We start from the raw sequence: 6,404 nt of genomic DNA on the forward strand, positions 1-6,404 counted from the left end.
TATATATTGAGGGGATACGATATAATCACATATTACTTTATTTGTGACTGTCGTTATGATTTAAACATAACTGATGAAAAAATGATTAAAATAAAACAAAATTTCCTAGAAAGAGTAAAGTTTATCAAAAGTGAATTTGGTTGGGTTATAGATGAAGAACAGTATCAATTCATACTAGAAATGCGTCGTTTGAGAAATGACGCTTTTCACGAGGCTAAGTTGAGAGAAGATGATGTGATAATTTGCTTAGTTAAAATTTATTATCAAATAATAATAGAGATCCTAAAAGGAGCTACGTTATACCCAGCAGACTATGAATATGATTTAATTTCTCATAATTGTCTACGGGAAGATCAAAAATTGCTTCACTATATAGAATCGAAAGGTTTGTTAAATGATGGTTTAAAAGATGGCTATATTACCTATTATGAATTAATAGAAAAGGTGGTTAGTCAATATAAATTAGAAGTAGATAATATATATTACGAAAAAATTAATAAAATATTATCAGATGATTTACTAAAAAGAATAAATCTCATAAATGAGATGATTATATACGTAATTAATGAGTTGAGAACATCTGAAATATTTTACGAAGAACTAGAAAAATTACTTAATAATAAACCAATCAATCAGAGAGATGATAAACCTATTAGTGAAAAAGATATAGATCATTTCCTTGAATACATCAAGCCTGAATATGATATGGGACATATATCAAAAAAACAAATAGACAAATGGAAGATTCAAGCTAATAATTTACTAGATGAAGAAAAAATTCAGGATACACTTAGAAAATGGGGAGAAATAGATAGAAAACTTTCAAAATTGTCAAATATTGGCGTGTTGTTCAGTGCAGCTAAAGCAAATGAAGGAAAAATAAAACCGCAATTTAAAGGCAATATACATATTCAAATAACTCCTGAAATTCACCAGAAAATCTATGTTGCTGCGGAAAAATCTGGTGTGGATGTTAAGAGTTGGATAAATGAAGTTCTCACTAATGCTGCGGAAAAAGCGATTGATTCATAATGTGAAATTGTATTAGATATTAGGAATGTGTAGGAAGTGCGATCGCTTTTTGGGGATGTGTGGGGTGCGATCGCTTGTTGGGAATGTGGGGAGAGTGATCGCTTTTAGGATGTGGGGATACGATCGCTTTTGGGAATGTGGGGTGCGATCGCTGTTTTAAGAGATACAATCACATTTTATTCAGAATATCTATTGACATGATATCATAATGTGATAGCTTATATATAAGCTTCTGTTAAAAGTAAAAAAGGATGAATCTCAATAATAAACAGCAAAAGATTTTAGAATTAATTTTTACAAATCCTGTACCAGCAAATATTATTTGGCAAGATATAGAAAATTTATTTACAGCTTTAGGTTCTGATATTAGTCAAGGTAGCGGTTCAAGAGTTAGAGTTAAATTAAATGATGTTAGAGGTTATTTTCATGAACCACATCCAGAAAAAGAAACCGATAAAGGAGCGGTAAAAGCAGTGAGAGATTTTTTGATAAAAGCAGGAATTGAACCATAAATAGATTGTTAGATCAACTACAACAAAACTGACTGAGGATTATTAAAATTATGTTGACTTACAAAGGATACACAGCATCAATTGAAGTAGATGTAGAAGCAGGAATACTTTTTGGAAGAGTTATTGATATTAATGATGTCATTACTTTTAAAGCTAAAACTGTCGAAGAAGCAAGAAAAGAATTTCAGACTTCTATAGATGGTTATTTAGCTTTTTGTGAAGAATTAGGAGAAGAACCAGATAAACCTTTTTCTGGAAAATTGCCATTTAGAACTACTCCAGAACATCACAGAAAAATTTTTATTGCAGCTAAAAAAGCTGGAAAAAGTATCAATGCTTGGATGGATGAAATTTTAATCAATGCTGCTGAAAAATCAGTCAAAGCATAGATTTAATATTTCTTCTAAATACCATTTTCATATTGAAATAGCTTTAAGTTTTGTTGTAAGCCCTAAATATATCGGTTGGTATGAATGGTTAGAGGAAAGGATTGATCTAAATGAACCAGATATAGAGAATAACCAAGAAATAGAAAGTGAAAAGACACAAGCATTACTTTAGAAATGTAGAAAGTGCGATCGCGTTTGGGGATGTGGGAGTGCGATCACTTTTTGGGGGTGTGGGGATGCGATCACTGTTTTGGGATGTTAGGATGTGCGATCGCGTTTAAGGATGTGGGGTAGTGCGATCTCTCCTACAAACTACCAAACAATAGCAACCAAACCCGACGCAGTTATATTTTGATTGCACGTCAATAACCGTACAACTTCACCTTTACTCGCTAAAACTAACGCAGTTGCCGCAATTTGTCTATCGTGCATTTCATTAATAGAATATAAGCTCATAGTCATTTCAATAACATCTTGATCAAGGGGATAAATTACCACACGAGGATCAGCTTCTACTGCTAAAATTACATCTTTAGGAGTAGGAATAGATGTTCTACCTCTTTCTACAATCCAAACAGCCTCAGCTAAGGTAGTCGTAGGAATAACTAACTGTGAATTAGGATCACAAAGGATAACTTTAGCATTTGCACCTAACTTTAAATTACCTTCAAGAAACCAGATTAAAGCATGAGTATCTAGGACATATTTCATAATTTATTATGACCAGTCTAAACTGTCCTCACTATCCCCATGAAATTCAGCAATTTCAAAATCTGCTTCTGTTGACTGGTTATTACCAGAAAACATACCAAACTTCATTATTTTATTTTTTGGGTGATTTTTTTCCCACTTTAAAAAAGTGACAATAACCAGACTTTCTGAAATATCAGATGGTAATTCTTTAAGTTCTACTTTACCATCTTTATAAATTCCTTCAATTGCTTGCAACATAATTTTTACCATGAGCTAATTTAGCTGATGTTATTACTTTAACTATACACTATAGATAAGCAATCGCTGTTTGGGATGTGGGGATGCTTACGATCGCTGTTTGGTATGTTGGGAGTGCGATAGCGAAGCGCTGCTGCAAGCAGTTTGCTGTTTTGGAGATGTGAGGATGAGCGATCGCGCAAGCGCTGACTTGTCAGTTCGCCATATTCAAAAATAATCAGTGGTGCAGTATCTAAAGCCACAGTTTGTCCCTGTAATTGTTCTATCCATTGCATTTTCCACGTTCCTGATTAACATATTCTTGAGCATCAATACCTTGCCAAATTTCCTTACCTAAACCTTCTAAATCTAGGATACTACGCTTTTTTGATTTATCTAGGGTTTGCTGAAAAAGTTGTCTGTGAGGAGAGGGAACAGGGAACTCTTAACTGGGAACAGTTTCAAGAGTTGGATGGGAGCTATTTTTCCTTGGTATCAAACTTAAATGCAAGGTTTTCGAGTTTCCACCTCGTAAAAGCTTGCACTCTTTTTACATGAAAACGGCTCAAACCCTTTACCTGTAATCCTTTCATGTTTATTCAGCAAGCCCTATCCATAACGCGATTACGAACCACTGATATTAATTCAGCTACTAATTTAAGTTTTTATATTTTGACAGTGATCGCTTTTTGGGGATGTGTGAGGCGCGATAGCGAATAGCTCCGTAGGAATCGCTGTTTTAAGGGGTGTGGAAGTGCCTGATGAGAGATTAGCAAGACGGGAGTTATACTATTTAGTTAATATTATGCCGCTTATTAGCCAATATTGTGAAGATGATGCTCATTTACCGGTGAATTACTCCTCTGATGCAAAAAACCCAAAGTAACCCGGTTCATTAACCAATATAAACCCCAGAGAATTATAAAGGTAATTGTGATAATGATCAATGGTTGTTTACCAAGAATTTCTTCTAGACCTTTAGTCAGGATGGCATCTGGTTGAGTAATAAAGTCCCAGCTATTAAACCGCAAAAATCTTCCCCAATAAATACCCACAGCACAAAGAATATGAGTGATCAATTCTACGGTGAAAATCCATTTAGTTTTGCCAATGCGATGTAAATAGTAACCTAAATTGATTAATGATATGACATAAGCTTCAAATCCTCCCAGAATGACAACCAGATAAACAGGAATTAAAACTAATGTAATTATCCATATTGAAGGAACTCGGCGAATATCATGTATGAGATGAATAATGTCAGTCAATAAATAAGGTGCATTGGGTAAAAAAGCATAGAAACTAAGAAATCCTAGCCACCAAACCCCAGAACGTCCACGTTGGCGACGAAACAACCAAACACTTAAAGCTAAAGGGATAAAGGCTAAAAATAAATTCCAACTCATCCACCGCATATTAATTTTTAAGACTTGCAAAACTGTGGTTATTAATTCAATCATCTTTACCTTTATAAAATTTTCATTCCTGTTAATTGAATCAATATTAAATCATCATTTCCAGAAATGGGGAGTTCTTAATTTTTTATCAGAAAGTTTTTGGCAGTTATCATTTTAACAGACTATTAACCTGATTATTTTGTTCCACCTGATTAGATGTTCGCAAATATACTTAGTAGGACTTACACAAAATATCTCTAAAACCTTTATTCCTCTGTGTCTCTATGGTTCGTTATTAATTTGTGCGTAATACCAATTTTATATGAAGATGCACATAATCAGACCCCCCTGTAGTCCGACCTTAGCAGGCCAAGGTGTAATCAGGTTGCCTAATAGGGTTTTAATGCCCCCTAACCCCCAATTCTGGGGGAATAAGAATTTCAAAGTCCCCCAAACTTGGGGGATTTAGGGGGCTAAATAATTATAAAATGAAGACCTTGTTTGTACCCAGATCCCCGACTTCTTTGATTAATTGTATTCGGAAAGGATAAATCTATCTTAGAAGTCGGGGATCTTATCAATCGCAAGGGTTGTGATTGCTTCCCTTCACTCGCAATGACTGTAAATATTTTTGTCCAATTACTTATCTTTGTAAACTACGGGGATCGAGGGCATCACGCAAACCATCACCTAATATATTGAATGATAAAACTGTGAGAATAATTAGAATAGCTGGCGGCCAAATTAGCCAAGGTTGTAATACTAAAATTGAAGCATTACTAGCTAAAGAAAGCATATTTCCCCAGGAAGGATCAGGTTGTTGAATCCCTAAACCAATCAAGCTTAATACTGCTTCTGCTCCGATAAAACTGGGAATGGTTAAAGTTGCAGAAATAATGATATAAGTTGCGGTTTGTGGCAAAACATGACGGATAATAATATAAACGGGATGACCGCCCATGACCTTGGCTGCTTGCACAAATTCGAGTTCTTTAATTGATAAAACTTGCCCGCGAATTACCCTCGCTAAACCCGCCCAGCTAATTAAGGAAGTAATCAAGACAATTAAAACAAAGCGTTGACTACTGGTTAATTTAGGGTCTATGATTCCTGAAAGTGCAACTAATAAATAAATGCTGGGAAAGGTCATTAATACTTCCGCTAAACGCATGATGATACTATCAATTAACCCACCAAAATATCCAGAAATACCACCAATAATTAATGCCAAGGGATAGGTAATAATAATCCCAAAAATGCCAATGAACATACTAATACGTCCACCATGCAATAGGCGACTAAATTGGTCGCGGCCTTGTTCATCTGTTCCTAAAATATTAAATTTTGCGTCGCCAATTACGCCAAATAAATGCCAATTTAAGGAAATGCCAGGGATAATTGTTACCTCTTGCCATTTAGGAGGTAGGGAAATAGTGAACTTAAATAATTGATATTCTGAACCGCGCACAAATAACCGCAATGGTGAAGGCTTTGTTTGGTCTATGGTGATTTTTCTTTCTCCGGTTTCTAAGCTAGTATTACCTTGTGTTGTTGGATATACATGAGGTCCAATAAATTGACCTGACTGGGATACCCAATGAATCTGAGTGGGTGGTAATAATGAACCATTGGGTTGTGAATCGTAGGGATTATAAGGAGCGATAAACTCCGCCGCAATTACGGCTAAATAAAAACAGAATAGGATAATTGCCCCACATCGTGCTAAAGGGTTTTTCTGAAGTCGCTGCCACCAATTCATAGTTTTTGATGTCAAAGTTAATATTGCTTAATTGTTAATATAGCGGTTGATTAAAAATGATGCAGGGGCTTTTCCGATACTTTTTTGCTAACTAATGCTAACAAATACATAAGTCGAGATTTTCTCTCAACCAAGGCGTATCAACCAATGCACGAAGATAAATTCCTCGCGCACCATTCAAATCTCGGTTCATGATTCTACCATCTAGCCGAGATTTAATGATTTTAGATCCCCCTAGATTATTGATAATTTCACCAGTCCAACTTACTGTTTTTGAAGTATATGCTTCATTAACATCAATTACTATTTTATGAAATTCACTCGCTTTGTGTTTGATAAATTTCTTAAACTTGTAATGACTTAAAGTAAGCATTTGTCGAACTGA

11 protein-coding genes are annotated in these 6,404 nt (G+C 34.9%); 4 read left to right on the plus strand and 7 right to left on the minus strand.

All coding sequences use genetic code 11. The annotated features are described in order from the left end of the window. Positions 1-1,032, plus strand: a 1,032-nt coding sequence (locus CUN59_RS15355; protein ID WP_243406962.1) for a toxin-antitoxin system HicB family antitoxin, incomplete at its 5' end; no start/stop codon positions are given. A gap of 19 nt (positions 1,033-1,051) precedes the next feature. On the opposite strand, the gene CUN59_RS21495 is transcribed toward CUN59_RS15355, so the two are convergent. Then, complete coding sequence (locus CUN59_RS21495) at positions 1,052-1,201, minus strand: hypothetical protein (protein WP_165790212.1); 150 nt, start codon at positions 1,199-1,201, stop codon at positions 1,052-1,054. An 82-nt stretch (positions 1,202-1,283) separates the two neighbouring features. Here CUN59_RS21495 and CUN59_RS15360 point away from each other — a divergent pair, with 82 nt between their 5' ends. The 3 genes from CUN59_RS15360 to CUN59_RS22360 all read left to right on the plus strand — a co-directional run bounded on the left by CUN59_RS15360 (position 1,284) and on the right by CUN59_RS22360 (position 2,214). Then, positions 1,284-1,544, plus strand: a complete 261-nt coding sequence (locus tag CUN59_RS15360) for a type II toxin-antitoxin system HicA family toxin (protein ID WP_104388663.1) — start codon at positions 1,284-1,286, stop codon at positions 1,542-1,544. 50 nt (positions 1,545-1,594) lie between these two features. Further along, positions 1,595-1,933 (plus strand): type II toxin-antitoxin system HicB family antitoxin, encoded by a 339-nt coding sequence (locus tag CUN59_RS15365; protein WP_104388664.1) that lies wholly within the window; start codon positions 1,595-1,597, stop codon positions 1,931-1,933. 146 nt (positions 1,934-2,079) lie between these two features. Then, positions 2,080-2,214, plus strand: coding sequence for a hypothetical protein (locus tag CUN59_RS22360; RefSeq protein WP_279327311.1), 135 nt, complete (start codon positions 2,080-2,082; stop codon positions 2,212-2,214). A gap of 31 nt (positions 2,215-2,245) precedes the next feature. Here the strand turns inward: CUN59_RS22360 and CUN59_RS15375 are convergent, their stop codons facing one another. From CUN59_RS15375 to CUN59_RS15400, 6 genes are all read right to left on the minus strand, one after another. Continuing rightward, positions 2,246-2,644 (minus strand): type II toxin-antitoxin system VapC family toxin, encoded by a 399-nt coding sequence (locus tag CUN59_RS15375; protein WP_104388666.1) that lies wholly within the window; start codon positions 2,642-2,644, stop codon positions 2,246-2,248. Between the two features lie 6 nt (positions 2,645-2,650). After that, entirely contained in the window at positions 2,651-2,884 is a 234-nt protein-coding gene (locus CUN59_RS15380) for a hypothetical protein (RefSeq protein ID WP_104388670.1), read from the minus strand. A 38-nt stretch (positions 2,885-2,922) separates the two neighbouring features. Continuing rightward, a complete protein-coding gene (locus tag CUN59_RS15385; protein WP_104388667.1) occupies positions 2,923-3,159 on the minus strand; it encodes a hypothetical protein in 237 nt (78 codons plus the stop codon). A 519-nt stretch (positions 3,160-3,678) separates the two neighbouring features. Then, a complete protein-coding gene (locus CUN59_RS15390) occupies positions 3,679-4,335 on the minus strand; it encodes a DUF1361 domain-containing protein (protein WP_104388668.1) in 657 nt (218 codons plus the stop codon). A gap of 568 nt (positions 4,336-4,903) precedes the next feature. Then, complete coding sequence (locus CUN59_RS15395) at positions 4,904-6,019, minus strand: ABC transporter permease (protein WP_104388669.1); 1,116 nt, start codon at positions 6,017-6,019, stop codon at positions 4,904-4,906. Positions 6,020-6,116: 97 nt separating this feature from the next. Further along, positions 6,117-6,404: zinc ribbon domain-containing protein (locus CUN59_RS15400; RefSeq protein WP_165790213.1), on the minus strand; the 288-nt coding region annotated here is incomplete at its 5' end.

The sequence above is a fragment of the Cuspidothrix issatschenkoi CHARLIE-1 genome (assembly GCF_002934005.1).
Classification (GTDB): Bacteria; Cyanobacteriota; Cyanobacteriia; order Cyanobacteriales; family Nostocaceae; genus Cuspidothrix; species Cuspidothrix issatschenkoi.